This is a genomic window from Rhodococcus sp. 05-2254-2 (assembly GCF_002259095.1).
In the GTDB taxonomy this organism is placed as follows: Bacteria; Actinomycetota; Actinomycetes; order Mycobacteriales; family Mycobacteriaceae; genus Rhodococcoides.
The window spans coordinates 249,070-272,823 of record NZ_NOZJ01000004.1 but is presented as its reverse complement, the minus strand read 5'-3'; the positions used below and the strand labels follow the sequence as shown (position 1 = coordinate 272,823).

The 23,754-nt window shown below is 64.2% G+C and carries 26 protein-coding genes; 12 read left to right on the top strand and 14 right to left on the bottom strand.

Going from position 1 to position 23,754, the window contains the following annotated elements; genetic code table 11:
• Nucleotide 1: 1 nt before the first annotated feature.
• Genes CH283_RS07410 through CH283_RS07400 form a run of 3 tightly spaced genes read right to left on the bottom strand, consistent with a single transcriptional unit; the run spans nucleotide 2 to nucleotide 3,084 of the window.
• On the bottom strand, nucleotides 2-679 hold the full coding sequence (locus CH283_RS07410) for a TetR/AcrR family transcriptional regulator (protein WP_094640787.1): 678 nt from the start codon (nucleotides 677-679) through the stop codon (nucleotides 2-4).
• Nucleotides 676-1,497 (bottom strand): alpha/beta fold hydrolase, encoded by an 822-nt coding sequence (locus CH283_RS07405; RefSeq protein ID WP_094640786.1) that lies wholly within the window; start codon nucleotides 1,495-1,497, stop codon nucleotides 676-678. The genes CH283_RS07410 and CH283_RS07405 overlap by 4 nt, the downstream gene beginning before the upstream one ends.
• A gap of 21 nt (nucleotides 1,498-1,518) precedes the next feature.
• Nucleotides 1,519-3,084 (bottom strand): flavin-containing monooxygenase, encoded by a 1,566-nt coding sequence (locus CH283_RS07400; RefSeq protein ID WP_094640785.1) that lies wholly within the window; start codon nucleotides 3,082-3,084, stop codon nucleotides 1,519-1,521.
• Between the two features lie 168 nt (nucleotides 3,085-3,252).
• On the opposite strand from CH283_RS07400, the gene CH283_RS28230 reads away from it, so the two are divergent.
• The 4 genes from CH283_RS28230 to CH283_RS29115 all read left to right on the top strand — a co-directional run bounded on the left by CH283_RS28230 (nucleotide 3,253) and on the right by CH283_RS29115 (nucleotide 5,947).
• Entirely contained in the window at nucleotides 3,253-3,411 is a 159-nt protein-coding gene (locus CH283_RS28230) for a hypothetical protein (protein ID WP_176460194.1), read from the top strand.
• 73 nt (nucleotides 3,412-3,484) lie between these two features.
• Entirely contained in the window at nucleotides 3,485-4,129 is a 645-nt protein-coding gene (locus tag CH283_RS07395) for a TetR/AcrR family transcriptional regulator (protein WP_094640784.1), read from the top strand.
• Nucleotides 4,130-4,148: 19 nt separating this feature from the next.
• A complete protein-coding gene (locus CH283_RS07390; RefSeq protein WP_094640783.1) occupies nucleotides 4,149-5,171 on the top strand; it encodes a YdcF family protein in 1,023 nt (340 codons plus the stop codon).
• Nucleotides 5,172-5,356: 185 nt separating this feature from the next.
• A complete protein-coding gene (locus CH283_RS29115) occupies nucleotides 5,357-5,947 on the top strand; it encodes a CsbD family protein (RefSeq protein WP_068055598.1) in 591 nt (196 codons plus the stop codon).
• Nucleotides 5,948-5,999: 52 nt separating this feature from the next.
• On the opposite strand, the gene CH283_RS07380 is transcribed toward CH283_RS29115, so the two are convergent.
• Nucleotides 6,000-6,296, bottom strand: coding sequence for a hypothetical protein (locus CH283_RS07380; RefSeq protein WP_032376174.1), 297 nt, complete (start codon nucleotides 6,294-6,296; stop codon nucleotides 6,000-6,002).
• Nucleotides 6,297-6,401: 105 nt separating this feature from the next.
• Nucleotides 6,402-7,367, bottom strand: coding sequence for an alpha/beta hydrolase (locus CH283_RS07375; RefSeq protein ID WP_373455116.1), 966 nt, complete (start codon nucleotides 7,365-7,367; stop codon nucleotides 6,402-6,404).
• 299 nt (nucleotides 7,368-7,666) lie between these two features.
• On the opposite strand from CH283_RS07375, the gene CH283_RS07370 reads away from it, so the two are divergent.
• Nucleotides 7,667-8,062, top strand: coding sequence for a hypothetical protein (locus CH283_RS07370; protein WP_094640870.1), 396 nt, complete (start codon nucleotides 7,667-7,669; stop codon nucleotides 8,060-8,062).
• Nucleotides 8,063-8,141: 79 nt separating this feature from the next.
• On the opposite strand, the gene CH283_RS07365 is transcribed toward CH283_RS07370, so the two are convergent.
• The 3 genes from CH283_RS07365 to CH283_RS07355 form a co-directional block, all read right to left on the bottom strand.
• Nucleotides 8,142-9,449 carry an NAD(P)/FAD-dependent oxidoreductase gene (locus CH283_RS07365; RefSeq protein ID WP_094640782.1) on the bottom strand — a complete coding sequence of 436 codons (1,308 nt, stop codon included), beginning with the start codon at nucleotides 9,447-9,449 and terminating at the stop codon, nucleotides 8,142-8,144.
• 108 nt (nucleotides 9,450-9,557) lie between these two features.
• The gene (locus tag CH283_RS07360) at nucleotides 9,558-10,184 is read right to left on the bottom strand and encodes a DUF305 domain-containing protein (RefSeq protein ID WP_094640781.1); all 627 of its coding nucleotides are present in this window, start codon (nucleotides 10,182-10,184) and stop codon (nucleotides 9,558-9,560) included.
• Nucleotides 10,185-10,260: 76 nt separating this feature from the next.
• Nucleotides 10,261-10,656 carry a DUF6153 family protein gene (locus tag CH283_RS07355; protein ID WP_094640780.1) on the bottom strand — a complete coding sequence of 132 codons (396 nt, stop codon included), beginning with the start codon at nucleotides 10,654-10,656 and terminating at the stop codon, nucleotides 10,261-10,263.
• A gap of 151 nt (nucleotides 10,657-10,807) precedes the next feature.
• On the opposite strand from CH283_RS07355, the gene CH283_RS07350 reads away from it, so the two are divergent.
• On the top strand, nucleotides 10,808-11,686 hold the full coding sequence (locus tag CH283_RS07350) for a universal stress protein (protein ID WP_094640869.1): 879 nt from the start codon (nucleotides 10,808-10,810) through the stop codon (nucleotides 11,684-11,686).
• The gene (locus tag CH283_RS07345) at nucleotides 11,683-14,073 is read left to right on the top strand and encodes a phosphoketolase family protein (RefSeq protein ID WP_094640779.1); all 2,391 of its coding nucleotides are present in this window, start codon (nucleotides 11,683-11,685) and stop codon (nucleotides 14,071-14,073) included. Before CH283_RS07350 ends, CH283_RS07345 begins: the two co-directional genes overlap by 4 nt.
• A gap of 17 nt (nucleotides 14,074-14,090) precedes the next feature.
• On the opposite strand, the gene CH283_RS07340 is transcribed toward CH283_RS07345, so the two are convergent.
• The 4 genes from CH283_RS07340 to CH283_RS07325 form a co-directional block, all read right to left on the bottom strand.
• On the bottom strand, nucleotides 14,091-14,975 hold the full coding sequence (locus CH283_RS07340) for a universal stress protein (protein WP_094640778.1): 885 nt from the start codon (nucleotides 14,973-14,975) through the stop codon (nucleotides 14,091-14,093).
• A complete protein-coding gene (locus tag CH283_RS07335; RefSeq protein ID WP_094640777.1) occupies nucleotides 14,972-15,814 on the bottom strand; it encodes a universal stress protein in 843 nt (280 codons plus the stop codon). Before CH283_RS07335 ends, CH283_RS07340 begins: the two co-directional genes overlap by 4 nt.
• 120 nt (nucleotides 15,815-15,934) lie before the next feature.
• The gene (locus CH283_RS07330) at nucleotides 15,935-17,641 is read right to left on the bottom strand and encodes a sensor histidine kinase (protein ID WP_094640776.1); all 1,707 of its coding nucleotides are present in this window, start codon (nucleotides 17,639-17,641) and stop codon (nucleotides 15,935-15,937) included.
• Complete coding sequence (locus CH283_RS07325; RefSeq protein WP_068055658.1) at nucleotides 17,634-18,302, bottom strand: response regulator; 669 nt, start codon at nucleotides 18,300-18,302, stop codon at nucleotides 17,634-17,636. The genes CH283_RS07330 and CH283_RS07325 overlap by 8 nt, the downstream gene beginning before the upstream one ends.
• 196 nt (nucleotides 18,303-18,498) lie before the next feature.
• Between CH283_RS07325 and CH283_RS07320 the strand changes: the two genes are divergently transcribed.
• From CH283_RS07320 to CH283_RS07300, 5 genes are all read left to right on the top strand, one after another.
• A complete protein-coding gene (locus CH283_RS07320) occupies nucleotides 18,499-19,428 on the top strand; it encodes a universal stress protein (protein ID WP_176460193.1) in 930 nt (309 codons plus the stop codon).
• A gap of 83 nt (nucleotides 19,429-19,511) precedes the next feature.
• A complete protein-coding gene (locus CH283_RS07315) occupies nucleotides 19,512-19,796 on the top strand; it encodes a DUF4342 domain-containing protein (protein ID WP_094640774.1) in 285 nt (94 codons plus the stop codon).
• Nucleotides 19,797-19,847: 51 nt separating this feature from the next.
• Nucleotides 19,848-20,795 carry an ATP-binding cassette domain-containing protein gene (locus tag CH283_RS07310; RefSeq protein ID WP_094640773.1) on the top strand — a complete coding sequence of 316 codons (948 nt, stop codon included), beginning with the start codon at nucleotides 19,848-19,850 and terminating at the stop codon, nucleotides 20,793-20,795.
• A complete protein-coding gene (locus tag CH283_RS07305) occupies nucleotides 20,792-21,631 on the top strand; it encodes an ABC transporter permease subunit (protein ID WP_068055020.1) in 840 nt (279 codons plus the stop codon). Before CH283_RS07310 ends, CH283_RS07305 begins: the two co-directional genes overlap by 4 nt.
• 31 nt (nucleotides 21,632-21,662) lie before the next feature.
• Complete coding sequence (locus tag CH283_RS07300; RefSeq protein WP_176460192.1) at nucleotides 21,663-22,301, top strand: hypothetical protein; 639 nt, start codon at nucleotides 21,663-21,665, stop codon at nucleotides 22,299-22,301.
• Here CH283_RS07300 and CH283_RS07295 read toward each other — a convergent pair.
• On the bottom strand, nucleotides 22,298-23,194 hold the full coding sequence (locus CH283_RS07295; RefSeq protein WP_094640772.1) for an alpha/beta fold hydrolase: 897 nt from the start codon (nucleotides 23,192-23,194) through the stop codon (nucleotides 22,298-22,300). The two genes, CH283_RS07300 and CH283_RS07295, sit on opposite strands and share 4 nt — an antisense overlap.
• Nucleotides 23,191-23,685, bottom strand: a complete 495-nt coding sequence (locus CH283_RS07290) for a DUF5994 family protein (RefSeq protein WP_094640771.1) — start codon at nucleotides 23,683-23,685, stop codon at nucleotides 23,191-23,193. The genes CH283_RS07295 and CH283_RS07290 overlap by 4 nt, the downstream gene beginning before the upstream one ends.
• Nucleotides 23,686-23,754: the final 69 nt, after the last annotated feature.

The window sequence follows — 23,754 nt, the reverse complement described above, 5'->3', positions numbered from 1 at the left end:
CTCACGGCTCGTCGATCAACGGGTGAGATTCCGACGCGAATCGCTCGGCCGAGCCCGCGGCGCGCGCTATGCCAGCAATTCCGCTCCAGACCATCATGGTGAGGTAGTCGACAAGCTCCTCGGCCGTCATGGTTCGATCGAAGATCCACCAGTGTGACGCCAATCGAACAGCACCGATCATTGCGAAGGCGATGGGCATCGAACCGGCCGTGGAGAACTCACGCTCTCGGAATCTGTCGGCGATGACGGTGGCCAGGAGCTCGGCGATCAGCCCCTCCGCCGCGGTGATGACGTCCTGGTTGCCCGAGACGGCGTTGTTGGCGTGGACGTAGATGTAGATCTCGGGATCCGTGTCGACCGTCGAGACGTAGGCTGAAATCACTGCCCGGGTGAGGTGATACTCGTCGAGGTCCTCGGACATCGCGTCCTTGATCCGAGGCACCAGCTCGGTCTCGACGTATCGCGCCATGGCAGCGTCGGTCAGGCCCCGTTTGTCGGTGAAATGCTTGTACAGAACAGTTTTCGAGACTCCGTTCGCAGAGGCGATGTCGTCCATGCCGATGTTGTGACCCTGCTGTCGGATGGTGTCCAGAGTGCAGTCGAGCAGTTCACGCCGCCGCGTGATCCGATGATCGCGCCACCGGTGGCTTCGGCCGTCGACCTTCTCCGGAACGCTCACGCCGACTGCGAGACGGTTCGTGATCCCCTCAACAGAATCGACGCCACCAGCTCCGGATCGTCCGACATCGGTACGTGCCCGAGCCCCGCGTACGTCGTCACGTCCGCCTGCGGAAAGGTTCGACGCACCAGCGGTGCCTGATACACCGGCAGAACCCAGTCGCGACGCCCCCACGCGACGGTGACCGGAACATCCTCGTCGACCGGAATGCTGAAGCGCGGCACTGCGTTACCCGCTGCGTCGATCGCCCGATTGGTGGTGATACTGAGCGCGTCGATGGTGGCCGTCGCGGCGGGAACTCGCCACGGCTTGGCGTAGAAGACACCGTTGGCGATCGTGCGACCGACGACCGAACGCATGACGGCCGGTGCGATCGGGCTGATCACTCGGGACAACGCGCGCAGCAATCGGAACACGAGCAGCGCACGCGTCTGATCCCAGTGTCCGCGAAAGAATCCGGCCGGCGAGAGCGCAGTGGCCGAGGCAACCGATCCGCGGGCGGCGAGTTCGAGGGCGAAGTATCCACCCAACGAGTTTCCGGCCACGTGCGGCTTCTCGCCGTCCACCGCCACGTGCTCGAGGAACCGCTCCAGTTCGGCGACGATCCACGGGCCGAGATCGAACTCCTCGGTGGGTAGTTCAGGTGAATCACCGTGGCCGGGCAGGTCGACCGTCACCACTCGCCGGTGCTGCGCGAGTGTCTCGATGACGCTGTCCCAGGCGTGTTGCCGATGAACTATCCCATGGATCAGCACCAGGGTCGGTCCCTCGCCGCGGATGGTGTGCGCGAGCGCGGGCCCCTCGATGTCGAAAGTCATTGCGGTCCGATCTGTTCTCGTTTATCCGGTGCGAGCGTCTACTGCTTCGGGGCCGGCCACCCGTGCAGGCACGGTCCGTCCGAACGTCATCGATTCGGTGAGATCGTCGAAGCGCGCGTCTATTCTGTCGAGAATATAGTTCTGCCTCACCGACCAGGGCCGCTCGGTCCCCGATTTGGGTAGCTCGTCCAAGGATCGCGTGACGTATCCCGATGCGAGGTCCACGACCGGTCGAGATTCCACCGGCTTGCCCGCTCGGTCGGGAATTGCGTGGGTGTAGCCGTGAGACTGCATGTACACCAACAGTTTCGCCACCGCCTTGGCCGTCATGTCGGCTTTGAGCGTCCACGATGCATTCGTGTACCCGATGCACCAGGCAACGTTGGGCACGTCCTCGAGCATGTGCCCCTTGTAGACGAACTTGTCGTGCGCCGCGAAGGGCTTTCCGTCCAGTGACAGCGCGATGCCACCGAAGGCCTTGAGCTTCAACCCCGTTGCAGTGACGATGATGTCGGCCGGGATCTCGTCTCCGGATTCCAGGACGATGCCGTCGGCGGTCACGCGGGAGATTCGGTCGGTCACCACGGTCGCACGACCGGAACGAATGGCCTTGAACAGGTCGCCGTCCGGCACCACACACAGTCGCTGGTCCCACGGGGCGTACATCGGATCGAAGTGCTTGTCGACGTCGTATCCCCGCGGCAATTGCGCCTTCGTCATGGCCCGGAACACCCTGCGGGCCGTCTTCGGTGCGCGTCGACACAACTGATACGAGCCGACCATCAACAGTGCATTACGCCACCGCAATGCACTGTGCGCCAGGGAGTCCGGCAGTACGCGCTGAGTGAGCGTGGTGAACGGGTCGGTCATCGGCAGTGACGCGATGTAGGTGGGCGAGCGCTGCAGCATCGTCACCGACGCGGCCTCGACTGCCAGGGAGGGCACCAAAGTGATTGCGGTTGCGCCACTTCCGATCACGACGACCCTCTTGCCCGAGTGGTCCAGATCCTCGGGCCACTGCTGAGGGTGCACCATCTGCCCGGAGAACTCGTCGGCCCCGGGAAGATCGGGGGTGTACCCGCCCGAGTAGTCGAAGTATCCGGTGCACAGGAACACGAATCGGCTGCGATAGGTCTTCGGAACACCGCTCGAAAGCGTCTCGACGGTCCACAGGTCCGTCGACGAATCCCAGTTCGCGGCCTCGACCGACGTCGAGAAATCGGTGTGTTCGTCGATACCGTTCGCGTACGCGGTATCGACGATGTAATTGCGGATGTCTTCGCCGTGCGCGAGCAGGGTGTCTCCCTGCCACGGCGTGTGCGGGAACGAGAACGTGAAGATGTCGCTGTCCGACCGAATTCCGGGGTACCGGAACAGGTCCCAGGTACCGCCTGCGCGCTCGCGACCTTCCAGGACGGTGTAGCTGAGCTCCGGTGCCATCTGCTGCAGGCGATATGCGGCTCCGACGCCCGATATGCCTGCACCGATGATGAGAACGTCCTGGAAGTTGTCGACGGAGCCGTCGAACTCGGGCCATCGAACTCGGCTTGTCGTCACGTCGTGCCTCGCTGTCTCACCGAACACCATCGCGGATCGGCCCGACTGTGCGGCGGATCGCGACTTACATCACACAATGTGCCATTGACGAGTGGCGGTGTCAATGACAGTGTTCACCGCACACCGAAGACAGGAACCCCTCATGAACCACACATCACCTGTTGCCTGCATCCACACAGCACAGGGAACCAGAATCCGATGACTGCAGTGGCGGTCGGGGCCGCAGGAGTCATCGCTCTCGTCCTACTGGCGTCGAGGGGATCGGGCCTGGACTTCGAGCGACGTGCCCTGTCCGGCGCATACAAGCCGGTGCGCTCGAAGTGGCCGAAGCGACCGTTCACGCGCCGACGCACGTAACGAGCTCGCGAGCGGTTCATTCCGTTCCGTGACGTCGACAACGGCAGCGGGCCCGGTCAGTACTCTCGACCCCATGGGCGATCGGAAGTACGCAGGCAGGTCGCCCGAGGAGCGATCCTCCGAACGCATCGCCCGTCTCATGGACACCGCGATCGCTCTGTTCGGCAGCCACGGGTACGCGGCGACCACGATCGGGATGTTGTGCGCGGAATCGAACGTGTCGACCCGTCACTTCTATCGCGAGATCGGAAGCCGGTCGGAGCTGCTCAAGAAGATCGTCACCACCATGAATCAGGACGGCGAGCACGCTGCACGAGAGGCACTGACCGCCGACGGTCGGCAACCGGTGTTGGCGTCGATCGACGCCGCAATCCGGGCGTACCTCGGCGTCACGTGTCGCACCAGGATGTCGGCTCGGGTCTGCTACGTCGAAGTGGTCGGCGTCAGTACCGACATCGAACTGTGGCGCATGAACCAGCGAGACGTCATCGTCGAGATGTTCGACTCCCTTGCAACCACCGCCGCAGCACGAGGAGAACTGCCGAACAGGAACTATCGCCTGGTCATTCTCGCAATTATTGGTGCCGCCAACATCTTCGCCCAGGAATGGGCCCTGAGCCGCAGTTCCGACGTCGGAACCACCGATGACACCTTCACCCCGTACATCGACACCCTCGTCGAGTTGGTCGCTGCCGCACTGACGACACCACTCCCCTGACCGGAACCAGGTTCGAACCATGCTCCTACTCGCGTTGGCCGTCGTCTTGGTCGTCACGTCGTTCGTCCGTATCCGGCGAGACCCGCGTCGGCTGTCCAACGGCCTGACTGTCATTGCGGCTCTCGCTGCGCTGGCGATCGGATCGCTGAGTCTGCTGCATCGGCTGGACGCCCGGGTCGAGGCGATTCTCGTCGTTGCGGTGCTGACGGCAATACTGCTGACGGCAATCGGACTCGTGGGCGCAGCGGCCATCAATGGGCTGGTGGTGATCAGGCGCGAAGGGCTCCGACTCTCGACCGCACTGCCACTTGCTCTGGCGGTTGCGGTGACGCTGGGCGTCGGGCTGTTCGTCGCAGTGGCGGCCGTGCTGGAAACGCACACTCTGCCCCTGTGGTTGCTGGCCGCGGTCTGGACAGGGGTGCTGTTCTCGGTCTGCCTCGGCGTCCAGCTCGCCGCGTTCTCTGTCCACGCGCTGATCTACGGACACTTGGAGCCACCGAAAGGAAGTTCAGCCGTTGTTGCTCTGGGATGCGGGCTGGGCTCGGGAGGAACCGTGACGCCTCTTCTCGAGAGCCGACTGAACCGCGCCCTCGATGTGTACAACGCCGAAGTGGCGTCCGGACATCGCCCGGCCCTGGTCGTATCCGGCGGGCAAGGGTCCGACGAGGAAACTGCGGAGGCCACGGCGATGAAGAAGTACCTGATCGGCAAGGGTGTGGCCGAGAAACTGATCCTCGCCGAGGCGCGCTCGCGAAACACTCGGGAGAACTTGACGATGACGCGGGACCTTCTCGAGTCGTCGGACCTGAGGTCGGAGCCGATGATCGTGGTGACCAGCAACTTTCACGTCCTGCGAACGGCCGCGTTCACTCGCGATCTGGGTCTCGACGCCCATGTGACGGGAGCCGACACGGCACGTTTCTACGCACCGACGGCGTTCCTGCGCGAGTTCGTCGCAATCCTGCATCGCTACCGCAAGCCCAACATCGCCCTGCTGGTCGGCATCGCTTCGATCGTGGTGATTCTCCAGCACGTGAACTGACAATGCGGGCCCGACGGCACCAGGGAACTGCGCGACATCGAGCATCCCCACCGATAGTGACCCGGAACACGCCCGTCGGACGTATGTTTCGGAGCGTCGATTTCGACTCATACCTAACGGCGTCGTCCGCGACGCCCCCAGCTCCGGGTATCCGGAGACGACCTACACGAAAGAGGTACGCACCGATGGCCGACTTCATCGACAAGGCTCAGCACAAGGCAGAGGAACTGGCCGGGACTGCGAAGGAGAAGGCCGGCGAGGCAACCGGTGACGACAGCCTTCGCGCCGAGGGTGCCAAGGATCAGGCGAAGGCCAACACTCATCAGGCCGCCGACAAGGTCTCCGACGTCGCCGAAAGCGCCGCCGACTCCGCAGCCGGTGCCGCCAAGGAGGCCAAGCACGCAGCCGCCGATGTCGCGGACAAGGCGTCCGACGTGGCCGAGGACGTCAAGAACACCGTCAAGGACAAGGTCTCGAACGTCGATGCCGACGACGTGAAGGAGAAGGCCTCGCAGGTCGCCGACAAGGCAGCCGACAAGGCCTCCGCCGTCGCCGACGACGTGAAGAACACGGTTCGCAACATCGACTCCGAGGATGTCGCCCAGGCTGCGAAGGTCGGCACTCCGATCATCGCAGCCGTCGCAGCCGCGGCCGGTGCCGTCGCGTTCGTACTGATCCGTCGACGCAACCGTCGCCGTAGCGCTGCGCACTTGTTCGTTCCGTCGAAGCGCACCACCCGCAAGCTCGCCAAGAAGGCCCGCAAGCACAGCTTCTGAAGGTAATTGCGCAGAAAAGCCCCGCCTCCATCGAGGCGGGGCTTTCTGCGTCCTACAGCGGCTTGAGTGCCCGGCTGGGTACCCAGTGAGTGACGGTTTCGCTGCGGTCTCGTGACATCAACTCGTACGTGACGCGGCCCAGCCAATCTCCGTCCACGGTGATGGACCACTCGACCAGATCTCCCGGCACGACGCGTCGCACATCGAATCCCTCGGGATTGAACTTCGAGGCGTGGTGCGGCGGCAGCGGGTAGAGGATGTTCAGGTCGATCCACACCTTCAGCGGTGGTCGGAGCAGCTTGAACGGGCGCACGGCAGACGCCGGTCGAGGTTGTGCGCGCCGTGCCATCGTTCGATCATACGTTCGATCAGTACGTCGATCCACCGCCCTGGACAACGAAGAACGGCCACCCGCACACGAGGTGCAGGTGGCCGTTGTTCGGTGCTGGAAAGATCAGATTCCGAGCGATCCCGCCAGGAACGGCCAGGAGTTGTGCAGGTCGTCCTGCCAGTAGCCCCACGAGTGGTTTCCGACCGGGCGGAAGTCCACGGTGGCCGGGATACCGAGCTGATCGAGGCGCTTGGCCAGGTTCGAGGTGCAGAAGTTGGTGGCAACTTCGATGCCACCGCCGACGATGACCTGGTTGGCAAGCGTCGCCGGGTCGTTCTTCAGACGCGGGTTGGCAAAGGTGTCGTTCGGGGCACCGGGCAGTCCGCTGCCGGTGCTCATGTAGATCTGCGTTCCGCGGAGCTTCTCGGCGTTGAGCAGCGGGTCGTTCTCGCGCCACACGGGGCCGTCGAGCGGTCCCCACATGTTCTCGACGTTGCCGCCGCCGTAGGTCTCGACGACGAGCTTGACGAACTGCTGACCGATGGGGTCGGAGGTCTGAGCGCAGCCGCTGTACGCCGCGACGCCGGTGAACTTGCCCGGGTACTTGATCGCGATGTTGAGAACCGAGGTGCCCGTCATGGACAGCGCTGCGAGCGACTGGCGACCGTTGGTGTCGAACTGGGCGTCGATCAGCGGGGGCAGCTCTTCACCGAGGAAGGTGCTCCACTTGTTGCTGCCGAGCTTCGGATCGTCCTGGAGCCAGTCGGTGTAGTAGGACCACTTGCCCTTCTGCGGAGTCACGATGTAGGCGTTCTTGTCCGACAGGAAGGCCTCGGCGTCGGTCTGCGACTGCCACGATGCGGCATCCTCGCCGCCGCCTGCGCCGTTGAGCAGGTACAGCACAGGGCGGGACACGCTGTCGTCGGCCGGCTTCTGCACCGTCACGGGAATGGTGCGGTTCATGGACGCCGAGTACACCTGGAGCTGGACCTGGCGGTTCTCGAGGGTGTTGACCGACTCGATCCTCGATCCGTTGCTCGACTGCGTCGTAGCCGCAGGCAGCTCTTCCGCGGACGCGACGGGCGTCATCAGCGCGGTCGGGAGAATCGCCACTGCGAGGGCGACGGCCGTAGCCGAACCGATTCGCCGGAAGCCGTGTCGTCGAGATCGTGGCACGCTGTTTCACCTTTTCGTCGAGTTACACCGGTCGAGTCTCTACATCGGCCGAAGATGAGGTGACGTTACCTCGAGCAAACGTCCCGAGCGTTATGGACCGGACGAATCCGAGACGCGATCGTGATGCTCTCGGCGGCGCGACGCAAAAGTGTTCCCGCGAGACGAGTGTCTGTGGTCTATTGGGTGCCCGTCCCGCGAAGGAGTCGATCGAGATGTTTCGTCGCACCGCTGTCATTGCTTGCGTCATTGCAGGTGCCGCTGCCTTCGGAACGGGAACGGCCGCAGCCGACGAGTGGCCCACTCCCCCGCCGTATCCGAGTCCGTCGGCTCCGCAGGACGTCACCGGATTCCTCACGCCACAGGATCCGGACTACTGGAATCCGTTCGTCAGCAAGAATCGACTGACCTCGCCCTACGGCAACAGCACCCGCATCGTGTGCACCGGATTTCACGGCGTGCTGTCCTCCTGCTGGCAGGCCGATTCGAATGGCAACCCGCACAAGCTGATTCTGCTGAACATGAACTACCCGGGTTCAACGGGTCAGCTGCTGCCCGGCGGAGGTCCCGGGCACTTCGTCTACCCCGGCTTCATCCCCGGCATCGGCTGACCCGCACCTAATTGTTCACTATCGTCGACCGATAGCGGATTTCCGCCGATCGGCGACGGTACTGAACGCTGGCGTTCGCTCAGTTGTACGGCTTACGCGCCGTTTCCGGGTCGCCGTAGGTGATGGCACGTTCGCGTCGGGTACCGGTGGCCAGGGTTGCGGCCCAGTTGATCAGCGTCCCGACGCGATTGCGGTTCCCGGCCAGGAATGCGATGTGGATGACTCCCCACGACACCCAGCCCACGAAGCCCGACATCTTCAGCGGTCCGGCCTGCACGAGTGCGTGACCGCGGGCGATGTAGGCCGCGTTGCCGAGATCTCGGTACTTGAAATCCATACGCGCAGAGCCGGACAGGTCTGCTGCGATGGCCGCGCCCGCCGCGCGTCCGCCCTGCATCGCAACTTCGGCGACTCCCGCGAGCTTGTTCAGCGACATGATGTCTCCGACGACGAAGACGTTGCGGTGTCCCGGGATCGAGAGATCCGGCTGCACGGCGATGCGTCCGGAGCGATCCTGTTCGACGCCCATCGCGTCGGCGAGTCGTTTCACGAACGGAACGGCTTCGACGCCTGCGGTCCACAGCACGGTGTGGGTGTCGTAGCGAGTGACGGTCTTGGGTTCGGCCTTGGCCGTGACCTCGACGTCGGTGGCCGTGACGTCGGTGACGTGAACTCCGAGATGGGTTTCCACGCCTACCGCGTCGAGGGTGCGTTGCGCTTTCTTCGTCAGGGAATCGGGGAACGATTCGAGGACGCGGTCACCGCCGTGGAAGAGCAGCACTCGCGCTTCCGACGGGTGGATGGTGTCGAACTCCTTCGCCAACGCCCGAGTCGCGAGTTCCCTTATCTGACCGGCCAATTCGACTCCGGTCGGGCCTCCCCCCGCCACGGCGAACGTGAGCCATGGTCGGCGTTCCTCCACGGTGGGCAGAGACTCCGCCATCTCGAAGGCGGAGATCAGCTTTCGCCTGATCGCGAGGGCATCGTCGAGGGTCTTCATCCCCGGTGCCCACTGCACGTATTCGTCGTGGCCGTGATACGCCTGCTGCATTCCGACGGCAACGACGAGGTAGTCGTAGGGCAGCTCGAAGGTCGAGCCGTCGAACCGACTGGCCGTCACCACTCCACCGTCACCCACCGCGGTCACCGAGGTCGCTTCACCCAGCGCCACATACACGTTCTTCTGCTTACGCAGTAGGTGCCGCAGCGGACTGGCGATCGAACCCTCGGACACCAGACCGGTGGCGCATTGATAGAGCAGTGGCTGGAAGACGTGAGAGGTGCCGCGCTCGAGCACGGTCACATCGACGTCCTCGTTACGCAGACGGCGCGCCGCGTGCAGCCCGCCGAATCCTCCGCCGATGACCAATACCCGTGGACGTGCCATGTGAATATTCTCCCTCGGACCGACCGCAGAGAAGGACTCTCCGAGTGGCCAGCCTACTCGAGGGCCGCACCCCCTGGTCAGGAGTGCGGCCCTCGGTGTCGATCCGGGTCAGCCGAGCAGCGTCCGCATGGTGTCGATTTCCTGCTGCTGCGTGGCCACGATCGTGCGGGCCATTTCCTGTGCGTCGGGGTTGGAGCCGTCGGCGATCTCGGTGTTCGCCATCTCGATCGCGCCTTCGTGATGCTCGATCATCATCGTCAGCCACTGACGGTCGAACTCGGCACCGGTGGCCGCACTCAACGCGTCCATGTCCTGCTGGGTCATCATGCCCATGCCCGAGCTGTGGTCCATGCCGCTCATCTCACCCATGTCGGACGAGGGCGCGGGCTGACCCCATTCGGCAAGCCAGGCGGTCATCCGGTCCATTTCCGGTTGCTGCGCGGCCTCGATCGCCGACGCCAACGCCACGACGTCCGGATTGTCGGTGCGGCCCTGGACCATTGCCGCCATTTCGACCGCCTGCGCATGATGCGGGTACATCATCTGCGCGAACATCACGTCCGCATCGTTGAATTCTGCCGACGCATCGGACTGGCTCGATGACGCCGACGACGAGTTCGACGAGCCCATCGAATGGCCGTCCATCGACGAGTCGGAGGTGTCGCTGCTGCAGCCTGCGACGAGAAATGCGCTCACGGTGGCAGCAGCCAGCGAAGCGACGAGTGTTGTACGCATGTGAAACTCCTTGAACGAGTGCGAAATACAGGGATGAGTGAATCCGCCGGTGGTCGTACGTTCACCGGGCTCCCTGTCACACTCGCAAGGTCACCGATCTGTCCAGCTCCCAGAGGGTCCACGGCGGAGCACGCTCCGAGATGGAGTCGGTGCGCCCACCGATGCCGTCCGCCGATATCAGCGAGTAGCCGAGGTCGACGCTCGTCGACGGAACCGACAGAGCAGCCCACGACACCGTGGTTCCCGCGCACGGATGCATCATCTGGTGCGCCGCCGGGCAGTCGTGTTCACCGACCGCCACCTGCACGGGCCCCTCATGGTGCATCGCCGACGCCATGGCTGCATGATCGGTGTTCGCCGACGCGGTCGGCGTCGCCGAGTGCATCAGCAGCACCCCGAAGATCGTCAGTGCGATCAGCAATCCGGTCGCCGAGGCAATGCCCGGGCGACTGCGTCGGATCACTGGATGCATGTCTCCGACGATAGCAAGACATACCCCCTAGGGGTAGCAGGCAGGGACTTCCGCCCCGCACCGAAGGACTTCCGCCTCTGTCGGCGACGAGCCGATCCGAGCCATGCTCGGTAGGTATCTGCACACGCAAGTCAATGGACGGGAATTCGTCATGAATGCATCGAGTCGGGTAGTCGTCGGAGTCGACGGATCTGCCACATCGCTCGACGCGGTCCGCTGGGCAACGCGCGAGGCCGTTCGACGCCACGCTCCACTCGAGTTGGTCACGTCGTCTCTGTTCGCGCCGGGAACCTACGGGGATGCCATCAGTCTCCGGATCGGTGCATTCTCGGACCAGGACGTCGAGGCCAAGCGTGTGCTGACCGCAGCGGTCGATGTTGCGCACAAGACTGCCGCCGGCAATTCGCTGATTCTCGATACGCGCCTCGAACACGGCTCTGCTGCACGGAATCTGACGCACTTCGACGTCGCTCCCGCCATGATCGTCGTGGGGTCGAGGGGTCTGGGCGAGTTCACCGGCGGGTTGATCGGGTCGGTCAGTACCGCAGTGGTCACGCATGCCAAATGTCCTGTTGCAGTAATCAAATCGAACATCGTCAGCGACGGTCCGGTTGTCGTCGGGGTGGATTGCACCGCCAACAGTCAGCCTGCGATCGGATTCGCTCTGAAGGAAGCGTCACTGCGCGGAGTCGACCTCGTCGCTGTACACGCCTGGAGCGACCTCGAACTCGGCAGCGTGTTGACGCGCGACGACGAGGGTCCGTGGGTCGATTCCGAACTCGCCGAGAAGACGTCGTTGGCGGAGAGCCTGGCCGGCTGGTCGGAGGACTACCCGGACGTCACCATCCATCGAGTGGTGGTTCAGGACAGGCCTGTTCGTGAGCTGGTCCGTGCGTCGGAGGCAGCGCAGTTGATCGTCGTAGGAAGCCGCGGTCGGGGTGGATTCGCATCGATGCTTCTCGGTTCCACCTCGCGTGCGGTGTTGCATTCGGTGGATGTTCCCGTCGTCGTCGTTCCCACCGATCGATGAGCGTGGAGTCGATCGAGTCTTCCTACAACTCGGACGAATTAGACGCGGACCTGCGCTATTGGGCTGCGGCGAACTATCTGACGGTGGCGCAGATCTATCTGCAGGACAACGTATTGCTGCGTCGTCCTCTGGAGGTGGCGCACATCAAACCGAGGCTGCTCGGGCACTGGGGCACCAGTCCCGGACTCTCGATGATCTACACCCTCCTCAATCGGGTGATTCGTCGAACCCATTCGGATTGGCTGTACGTCACCGGTCCCGGCCACGGCGGTCCGGCGCTGGTGGCGAACACCTACCTCGAGGGAACCTACAGCGAGATCTACCCGAACATTTCACTGGACAACGAGGGCGTCCGACGGCTGTGCCGTCAATTCTCCACTCCTGGGGGCATTCCGAGCCATGTCAGCGTCCAGACCCCGGGCAGCATTCACGAGGGCGGCGAGCTGGGTTACGCCCTCGTCCACGCCGCCGGTGCCGCGTTCGACAATCCGGATCTGATCGTTGCCTGTGTCGTCGGGGACGGTGAGGCCGAAACCGGTCCTCTGTCCGGTTCGTGGAAGATCCCGGCCTTTCTGAACCCGATTCGCGACGGCGCCGTCTTGCCCATCCTGCATCTGAACGACGGAAAGATTTCCGGACCGACGGTTCTCGGACGCAGCACCGATCAATCGGTAGCCGACTACCTGAGCGGCCAGGGGTGGGCACCCCTCTTCGTCGAAGGCGACGACCCACGAGAGGTGTTCCCGGCGCTCCACGCAGCCCTCACCCGCGCTCACGACGCGATCGAGACAATCCAGCACGCCGCCCGCAACGGAGAACCACAGCACGACATCGAGTGGCCCGCCATCGTTCTGCGCACCCCCAAGGGCTGGACCGGGCCGCACGAGGTGGACGGCAAGCTCATCGAGGGCACCCACTGGGCGCACCAGGTACCGCTGTCGGGACTCCGCGAGAACCCGTCGCATCTGGCGCAGCTCGAGAAGTGGCTGCTCTCCTACGACCCCCGATCGCTGTTCGACGACGACGGCGCTCCCGTCGACTCGATTCGCGAGCTCGCTCCGTCGGGCACCGAACGTCTCGGTGCCACTCCGTATGCGAACGGAGGACTACTTCTGCAGCCCTTGGTCATTCGCGATCTGGACAACTATGCGCTCACCGTGGAGTCCCCGGGGCGCACGTCGCACGAGACGACCACCGTGCTCGGGGAGATGATGCGTGATATCTATCTCGACAACGCACAACCCCACGGCGGCGGCAACTTTCGCCTGTTCTGTCCCGACGAGACCGCGAGCAACCGGCTCCAGGCGGTGTTCGAGGTGACCGATCGATGCTGGCAGTTGCCGACCACCGAGTTCGACGACGATCTCGGTCCCGACGGTCGCGTGATGGAGGTGCTCAGCGAGCATCTGTGCGAGGGCTGGCTGGAGGCGTATCTGCTGTCGGGTCGGCACGGCCTGTTCGCCAGCTACGAGGCCTTCGCCATGGTGAGCGTGTCGATGCTGATCCAGCACACCAAGTGGCTTCAGCACGCGGCAACACTCGCGTGGCGGGCACCCGTCGCCTCGCTCAACGTGCTGCTCACCAGCACGTGTTGGCGCAACGACCACAACGGATTCAGCCATCAGGGCCCCGGACTGATCGACGCGGTCATTCCTCTGGCACCGGATGTGGTGCGCGTGTGGCTGCCACCGGATTCCAATACGCTGCTCGCGGTTGCCGATCATTGTTTCCGCAGTCGAGGTCACGTCAACGTTCTGGTGGTGGACAAGCAGAGTCACCCGCAGTATCTGACGCTTCCCGAGGCGCGGGCGCATGCAGCGGCAGGTGCGTCCCGCTGGGACTGGGCCGGCACCGAATCGGTCGACGCCGAGGAAGATCCCGAGATCGTTCTGGCGTGTGCAGGCGACGTGCCGACCGAGGAAACCCTCGCTGCCGCAGAGTTGTTACGTAAATGGACTCCCGAGCTCAGGGTTCGGGTGGTCAACGTCATCGATCTGATGGCGCTGCTGCCCGTCGGCGATCATCCCCACGGATTCTCCGACGAGCAGTTCGCGGACCTGTTCACCACCTCGGTCGATGTTGTCTTCGCGTTCCACGGTTATCCCCGTGCGGTGCACCAACTGGTGCACGGCCGACCGGACGCCCAGCGGTTCCACGTACGCGGGTTCATCGAACAGGGCAGCACGACAACACCGTTCGACATGGTGGTGCTCAACAAGATCAGTCGCTACCATCTCGCCCTCGCGGCACTCGACCGGGCACGCACAACGCCGGCCGGTGCCGAGGAACTGCGGCAACATTGCCAGGACCAACTGGCACGACACGACGCCTACATCCGAGAGCATTTCGAGGACCTCCCCGAGATCCGGCAGTGGCGGTGGTCGTGACTGCCGGACCCGTCGAGCTACCCGCGGGCGATGATCAACGGGCAGTCGACGCGGTGGGCCAGTGAACGAACCGTGGATCCGAGAAGTCTGTCGCTGAAACCGTTGCGTCCGCTCGAACCGACGACCACGGCCTGGGCGCGCGGTGACACCTCGAGGATCTTCTCGACCACGTTGCCGCGCAGCACTTTCTGCTGGACCACGACGTCCGGATACTGTTCGCTCCAGCCGGACAGGCTCTCCGCCAACACGGTTCGGCCGTTCGACACGATCGCATCGGATCTGTCGGTCGCGGACGCGTCGGGCGAGGAGATCGGTTCGTCCGTGGACACATGCACTGCAACCAATTCCGTTCCTCGGAGCGAGGCTTCGTCGAATGCCAACCGAACGGCGTTCTGGTTGTGCGGCGACCCGTCGACGCCGAGGACAACAGGGCCTCCCGACGAATGCAGCTCCACACTTTTCGGCACGATGACCACCGGGCAGTGCGCTTGAACGGCCACCGCGGTGCTCACCGAGCCGAGCAGTTCAGCGAAATAATCGCCGTTGCCGCGCGAGCCCACCACCATCATCGAGGCACTGGAGGACTGCTCCAGCATGGCCTGAATCGTCGGGCCCACAATCGATTCGCTCACGATCTCGAGACCGTCGGGGTCCTTCACCGACCGTCGCGCAACCAGCGAAGCCCAGGCCAGGACCGACTCGGCGGCTTTGTGCTCCTCGGAGCCGATGTGAGACGGCAGCGCGACGAAGCTGGTGTACAGGACCTTGACTTGATAGGCGGACACCAGCTTCACCGGTACCCCACGCAACTCGGCCGCATGAGCGGCCCACCCGACTGCGTCGAGCGACGAGCCGGAGCCGTCGACACCGACGACGATCGGAGACTGCCTCGAGGTACTCATGCGTGCGGGACGACGAGGACGGGGCAATGGGCATGCCGCAGTACGGCGGTCAGTGTTCGTCCCGGCACTCTGTCTCGCTCGTGGCCGACCACCATCAGCTGGGCCGTCTCGGAGACCGCCACGAGTTCCGATCCCGAGTCGGCCTCGGCGTACACCGACGCCACGCGAACGTCTGGGTAGTCCGCGCCGAAGGGTTCGAGCCGAACGTCCATTGCCGATTCGGGGTGTAGCCCGTCACCGGGTCTACTGAGGGCGGACGCGAGAATGGAGGAGACGGCCTGGGTGTGCACCGCCAACACGCTGGCCGACCTGATCGATGCCTCGTGAAACGCCTGAGCGACAACAACATCGGCTTGTGAAATGTCGGCATCACCCAGCGCCGCGACGACCGGTCCGCGGCGTTCGGCGTCGAAGTGCCGGACGATCGCCACGGGGTTGGGCGATGCTTCGACCACGGCTCCGACCATCGATCCGAGTACCCAGGCGGTCACTGCACTGCCGGTCGTGGTCCCCAGTACGAGCAGAGACGCAGATCCCGCTTCGGTCGACATCACCGATTCGGGCCGCCCGTGTGCAACGACCGATTCCACGGCAATCGCCGGATCGATCGATGCGGCCACATGCGCTGCGCGACTCAATGCCGCGCGGGCATAGTCGCCGTCGACATCCGGAGCGCCGTAGACGGTTTCGGGCTCGTCGTGGCCGGCGATCACGTGGATCAAACGAAGCGACGTCCCCCGCCCACGTGCCTCCTGCACGGCGAATCGGACCGCATCGAGCGCGGTCTCCGATCCGTCGATACCGACCACGACGGGTCCGGCGGTGTGTGCACTGTTCATCGGGTTCCTCTCGGTGGTGCGACGATAGGTTCTGCACCTTCACCGAGAACGCTACGAGCGCACACCCACCCGACGCAGCGGCCGGAGGTCACCGAAACAGGTGACGAACGACTGCACCCGTCAGGGCAGCGGTACCGACCAGGTCACATCGGTGCCGCGTCCGGAGGAGCCGGGACCGATGTTCATCGACCCACCGCATTCGACAGCACGGGCACCGAGGTTGGACAGTCCGCTGGCGGTGGTGTCCTCTGGCATCCCGATCCCGTTGTCGGACACGACGATCTGCAACTCGTCGCCCACCGACAAGGTTACGGTCACAGTGTCGCCCTGCGCGTGATGGACGACGTTGCTGACCGTCTCACGAACGACGGCAACGGCATGATCGGCGAGCTTGGTGTCCACAACCGACAGAGGCCCGAACATCCGCACGACGGCACGGATATCGACGTTCTCGGTGAGTTCGAGTACCGCCGCATTGATGCGTTGACGCAATCGCGTGGCCGAGTGGGACGTGCTCTGCAAGTCGAAGATCGTCGTCCGGATGTCCTGCACCGTGTCCTGCAGGTCGTCGATCGTCCTGGACAGTCGCACCCGAATTTCCTCGGACTCGGTGCGCTGCAGAGTGCTCTGTAAAGCCAATCCGGCGGCGAAGATTCGCTGAATCACGTGATCGTGCAGGTCGCGGGCTATTCGGTCCCGGTCCGACAACACCTCGAGTTCGTGCATCCGGCGGCTGGAATTGGCGATCTGCATCACCAATGCAGCTTGATTGGCGAAGTTCGAGACCAGCTCGAGTTGGGAATCGTCGAACGGCCCCCGCCCCTCTGCGCGGAGCACCACCAGGACGCCGCTCACGCCCTCGGCGACGCGGAAGGGTGAAATCAGTGCGGGCCCGAAAGCCGAGCCCAATTCCTTGGCACCGTACTCGAGTCGTTCCTTGCGCAACGGTGTTCGACGTCGAAATGCCGATCCCGAGCTCGAACCCTCGATCGGAATGACTGCTCCGATCATGCGATCGGATCCGAGCCCCTCGCTGACCGTGACGACCAGTTCGGTGACATCCTCGAACGGCTGGTCGCCGTCCTCGGGAACCGCGATGAACGCCGCATCGGAACCGGTCAGGTGCAATGCTTTCCGCGCCACCATCTGTAGCACTTCGTCGATGTCCGTCCCGGCGAGCAGCTCGGTGCCGATGTCCCGAGTTGCTTCCATCCAGGCCTGGCGTACCCGTGAGTCCTCGTACAGTCGCGAGTTCTCGATGGCGATGCCGGCCGCGGACGCCAGCGCCTTCGTGACGACCTCGTCGTCCTCGGTGAACTGCTTGCCGTCCTTCTTCTCGGTGAGATAGAGGTTGCCGAATATCTCGTCACGGACCCGAATCGGAACGCCGAGAAAAGTTTTCATCGGCGGGTGGTTCGGCGGAAATCCCACCGACTCCGGGTGCGCCGAGAGATCTTCGAGGCGCAGCACTTTCGGCTGGTCGATCAACAGTCCGAGCACCCCGCGCCCGGTGGGGAGCGGGCCGATGGCCACTCGCGTGTCCTCGTCCATGCCGTGATTGATGAACGCACTCAACCCGTGACCGTCGCCGCGGACACCGAGTGCGCCGTACCGAGCATCGACGAGGTCGACGGCCGATTCCACGATCGAGCGCAGTGTCACTTCCAGATCGAGGCCGGAGGTGATGACGAGCATGGCGTCGAGCAGCCCGTCGGCCTGGACTCTGGCGTCGGCGATTCGGCCTATCCGGTCCTGAACCTCGGCCAACAGTTCACCGAGTCGCAACTGCGGCAACGAGGACGAGGTCTCCGCGCGGTGGTCATCCATCCCGCGACCCCGGTTGTCCGGCCGACGGAGCGGTATCGGCGAGCTTCGACGCGTACACCGCAGCCTGGGTACGCCGCTCCATCCCGAGCTTGGCCAGCAACCGAGAGACGTAGTTCTTCACCGTCTTCTCGGCCAGGAACATCCTGGCTGCGATCTGCCGGTTGGTGAGGCCTTCTCCCAACAGATCCAGCAGCGTGCGCTCCTGGCTGGTGAGGTGGTCGATAGGTCCTGGGGTCGCCGTTCCGGCTCGCAGTTTGTCCATCAGCGCCGCCGCTGCTCGATTGTCCAGCAGCGACCGACCGGACCCGACGTCCTTGATCGCGCGGGTCAGCTCCATGCCGGTGATGTCCTTGACGACGTAACCGCTCGCGCCCGCGAGGATGGCGTCGAGCATGGCCTGATCCTCGGTGAACGAGGTCAGCATCATGGTCTTGAGGAGCGGCAGGCGATCGAGGAGTTCGCGGCACAGTTCGATGCCGTTGCCGTCGGGCAGGCGCACGTCGAGCACGGCAACGTCCGGCTGTAGGGCCGGGATTCGGGCCAGCGCCTGAGCGCAACTGCCCGCCTCACCGATGACCTCGAGGTCCGGATCGGAGTCGATCAGGTCGATCAGACCACGCCGCACGATCTCGTGATCGTCCACCAAGAACACCGTGACCACAGCGACACCCCTCACCTGCGTCCACACTGGGCGCCTCGACTTCCGAGCCTACGGGTCGCAGGTACGGCCGGCCCGACCTTTCGTCACCGAATCAATGGACCAAAGTCCTTCGTGTCGGTGTTGTTGTCCTGCCGCGCCCGAGACTGTGCGAGGCGTCTGATGGATGTTCCGACACCACGACCGAGGAGGTCGCACGATGGGTTCACTACCGACCGTCGTCGGAGTCGACGGATCAGCTGCAGCGTTGGATGCAGTGCGCTGGGCAGTTCTCGACGCACACCTACACAGCTCCGATTTGGTTCTCGTCTCGGCGATGCCACTTCCGAAGGCGCTGACGGGGGTGGGGATACTCCCCGAACCCGTTGTCGAGCAATCGAGATCGGAAATCAGAACAATTCTGGACGAGGCCAGGGCGCTGGCGTCCCGCGTGAGCGCGACGGCCGGTCCGATCGGCATCGACACCGTCTCGTCCGAGAACCCCGCCGTTGCCACGTTGCTCGACCTCTCGACCACCGCCCGCATGGTCGTCATCGCCACCCGCGGTCTCGGCGGGGCCGAGCAACGATCACTCGGGTCGATCGGTTTCGCCGTCACCACCCATGCTCGATGCCCGGTCACGGTGGTGCGTGGTTGGTCGGGCGACGGCCTGGACACGACGCATCCGGTGGTCGTCGGGGTGGACGGAACGAGAGCGAGCGCGGCGGCGGTGGCGCTGGCATTCGAGGAAGCCTCCGTGCGGTCGGCTCCGCTCACGGCAGTGCACAGCTGGTCCGACGCGGATCTGACGGTCGGACTTCCGATTCGAGGATTGGAATGGCCGGCCAATCGGCCCGCAGCGGCGGATCAACTGACCCGGATGCTCGAGCCGCACACACGTCGTCATCCCACGGTGGCGGTGCGCACCGTGGTGGTCAAGGACCGGCCGGTGCAGGCTCTACTCGATCATGCACAGGGCGCTCAACTTCTGGTGATCGGCAGTCACGGGCGCGGCGGCTACGGAGAGATGATGCTCGGGTCCACCAGCCGGTCGGTGCTGGCGCGTGCGCACTGCCCGGTCACCGTCGTTCCGTCGCCCGGCCGCCGCCTCGCGCGGATCACCGCAACGGCAGCGGCAGATCCCGAGTGATAACGCGCGCGGACTGTCGTTCGCCCACGAACGAGGGTACAAATGCCCTACGCGAGCGAAGCCTGCGGCAGCAGGCTGTAGCGATGAGCGAATCCGACAGCACCCCATCCACCCCGACCACCGACACTCTCCGGGTTCGCGGTGAGAAGTTGACCGAAACGGTCAAGAAGTTGCTGCACGACGGCAACATTCGGCGAATCGTGGTGAAGAACGATCAGGGGCACACCATCATCGAGATACCGGTGACTGCAGGTGTAGCGGTCGCGATCGTCGCACCCGTCCTCGTCGCGGTCGCTGCGATCGCCGCAGTGCTGGACGACTGCACCATCGAGGTCCACCGCGTCGACGAACACCGTCCCGCCGCCTGAGCGCACGTCTGCTCACTCCGAACGACTCGCCGCCACAGGGGAACGAACACCATGCCTTATCCGATCGAAGTACGCGCGCTGAGCAAGAGCTACGGCGACAAGCTCGTCATCGACGACTTGTCGTTCGTTGTCGAACCCGGCACTGTCACAGGATTTCTCGGCCCGAACGGGTCCGGTAAGTCCACCACGATGCGGTTGATCGTCGGCTTGGATCGTCCCGACGCCGGCACTGCATTGATCGGCGGCGTCGAGTATGCCCATTTGAACAAGCCGCTGCTCACCGTGGGAACCCTGCTGGACTCCGAGGCCGTCCACCCAGGGCGATCGGCCTACAACCATCTGCTGTATCTGGCTCGTACGCAACGCATTCCAACGTCCCGAATCATCTATGTTCTGGAGCTGGTCGGGCTTCGCGGCGTCAGCGGCGAACGTACCGGATCGTTCTCGCTCGGCATGCGGAAGCGACTCGGAATCGCTGCAGCCCTGCTGGGCGACCCGGCGGTGCTCATTCTGGACGAACCGATCAACGGGTTGGACCCGGACGGCATCTACTGGATGCGCAACCTCATGAAGAACCTGGCGGGAGAGGGACGAACCGTCTTCGTCTCCAGCCATCTGATGGGCGAGATGGCGCAGACCGCAGACCATCTCGTGGTCATCGATCACGGCAAGCTGATCGCCGAATGCACTCCCGCAGAGCTGATAGCTCGCAGCAGTCGAGCGTCGGTGCTGGTCTCGTCCTCCGATTCGACGAGTCTCGCCGCATCGATCGCAGCGGCCGGAGGTACCACCGACGTACTCGGCCACGACGGACTCACCGTCCACGATCTCTCGGCACACCGGGTCGGGGAGCTCGCCCAACAGCAGAACATCGCGATCTACCAGCTGACCCCGCAGGAGGCATCGCTGGAAGAAGCGTTCATGACACTCACCCACCTCGACGACGTCGAACACGACCGCCCCCTCGTCACTCACTCTCGCGGACAGGCGACATCATGAGTATCACCGCACCGCGCACCGCAACCAAGCCCCCCGAGCGAGAACATCATCGCGACGATGTCCTCGGACTGGTGACATCGGAGTGGACGAAGCTGATCTCACTGCGCTCGACGATCTGGTCCCTGGCCGCACTGGTGATCGTCACCATCGGCTTCACCGGATTCTTCACCTGGTTCACCGTCGCCTACTGGGACAACGTCGATCCGGTTTCCCAGCTTCAGATCGTCACAGACCCGGCACGCCAGATCCTGGGGGCAGGGTTCCAGCTCGGCCAGTTGGCGGTCTGCGTACTCGGCGTCCTGGTGGTCACGAGCGAATACTCGAGCGGCACGATCAGGGCCAGTCTGCTGGCGGTGCCCTCACGAATACCGATGTTGGCGGCCAAAACCGGTGTGTTCATGGCCGTCGTGTTCGTCATCGGCGAGATCACGGCATTCCCCACATTCTTCCTCGGTTCGGCCATCATGGACTCCAAAGCATCTGTGTCGCTGAGCGATCCCGGCGTGCTGCGAGCGGTGATCGGTGCCGGCCTGTACCTTTCGCTGCTCGGCGCCATGGCGGTCGCCGTCGGTGCCATCGTCCGACACACCGCGGGAGCCATCACGGGCATGATCGGGTTCGTTCTCGTACTGGCACCGCTCACCCAACTGATCCCCGGCACCGTGGGACGGCACATCCAGGCGTACCTGCCCTCGCAGGCCGGCAGTCTGATCGCCTCACCCCGGCAAGCTCCCTCCGACTTGCTCACTCCCTGGCAGGGTTTCGGAGTCGCAGCACTGTGGACGGTCCTGCTGCTCGCCCTCGCGGCATATCTCCTTCGCCGACGCGATGCCTGACATCGATCTCACAACAGGGGGACAAATCACCATGAACGAACTGGCCGAGTCTGCCGGTGGCGCAGGCCTCATCGCGTTCCATGTCCTGGCCTCGATTCCTCTGCGCAAGTGGCGCACGACGTGGGGCGCGACGCCGGCCGAGGTAGACGAAGCACTGCCTGGTGACGAGAGCGTGCCACACCCGGCGTGGACGTACACCCATGCAATCGATGTCGACACGACGCCTGATCTCGTGTGGCCTTGGTTGATTCAGCTCGGACAGCAGCGGGCAGGCTTCTACAGCTACCGCGGACTGGAGAACATGGTCGGCTGCAACATCACGTCGGCGACGGAAATCGACCCTCGATTCCAGACTATCGAGGTCGGCGACTCCGTGCTCCTGCATCCCCAATCACCACCTCTGACAGTGACACTGGTCGACGACGGCACCGCCTTCGTGCTGTTGGGTGCAGACCCCGACTCGGCCGACCGGGCACTCTGGTCGTTTCATCTGCGCGCCCTGCCCGGTGGAAGAACTCGACTGATCGAGCGGGGACGGTATTCGCACGCTGCAACATTGAAGAGCCGCTTGGTCTTCGGACGCTACTTCGTCGAGCCCATCGGATTCGTCATGAGCAGAAAGATGCTGCGCACCATCGCCGCGAATGCTGCGACGGCGCAACACGCCTAACCTTTCGGGAACACCCCGCCCAGTCGGCGGAGATCGTCCAGAATGTCGTTGACCCGGCTCATCAGGGAGATATGTCCCTCTCCTTCGATCAGGTGGGCCTGCGCTCCTGCGACGTTGGCCGCCAACCAACGAGCGTGGGCGAACGGAACCATCGTGTCAAGACTGCCCTGCCATATTGACACCGGTGTGCTGATCTCGCTCAGGTCGAATCCCCATGGGCGCGTGTGGGTCAGGTCGTCGTCACGCCAGCCCACGATGCCTTGACGGCCGGCCGCGTTGACCGACGCGGCGAGGTACTCGGTGAGTTCCTCGGTCAGCGCGGCGCGGTCGACCGGTGGAGCCAACGCTCCCAATCCTGCCGCTACCTGGTCCGGGGTGACACCGAAGAATCCTTTTCGGATATCGAGAAACGACTCCAAGGCTTCGACGCCGGCGAACACGGCCGTGTACTCGTCGATGTTCTCCTCGGCCATTCCGTCGCGAATGTCGCCGTCGTAGTCGGCGGCCGGAGCGATCCCGACGCAGCAGGCGGCAGCGAGGCACCGACCGGGCAGCAGTGCTGCACAGGCCAATGCACGCGGTCCCCCACCTGACCAGCCGATCGTGAGAAATTCGCCGATGCCGAGGTGGTCGAGCACTGCCTCCGTGTCGGCGGCGTCATCCGCCACCGTAGCGGTGGTCGCACCGTCCGGACGTGGGGAGGATGCTCCGTACCCCGGCCTCGAGTAGGAGACGACCCGCAATCCCTTTGCAGCAGCTGCCCGTTCGAGGGTCTGGAACGGTACTGCACCCTGCGGGGTGCCGTGGTGATAGACGAGTGGAAGCGCGTCGACCGGCCCTGTATCGAGTACTTCGAGGCTGCGGCCGTCCTCGGTCGGGACCAGAACTGTCATTTGTCTTCGATGCTGCTGCCGGATGCGTCGGTCAACGTCAATCCGAGCAACTGTTGCACCGTCTCTGTGTTTCCGCGCTGACCGGCACCGTGTAGTACTACCTGCGCCGCAAGCCCACTCATCAACGGCGGTACCACGAGCAGCGTCACACTGTCGCCGTCGCGAGTGCGAACACCGAGTGTGTGGTGTGGCTGAAACCGGTAGCCGTCCAGGTGAATTCTCCGTGCGCCTACGGTGACGCGCCGGGGTGCCTTCTGCCACTCGTCGAGGCGATAAAGGACTCGATCGATCGGACCGAGCCGCCGCGACAGGGCGGCAACGAGCTCGGGTGCCTCGAAGTCGAGATCGTCACTGACCGAGAGCCAGGCACCGTCGACCTCGCCGGCGGATCTGTCCGTCGGGTCCGGTGGGGTCAGTGCCAGTCGTCGATCGCTGTCGGAGGGCAAGGAGTAGCGGGCCTGATCTGTGTCGCTCGATGTTGCTCTTGTCATGACGGGCCCTTCTCTGTGGGGTGTTCGGTAGTCCCGTTGCACGCTAGCGATGCGTCGACCCGGCCCGGA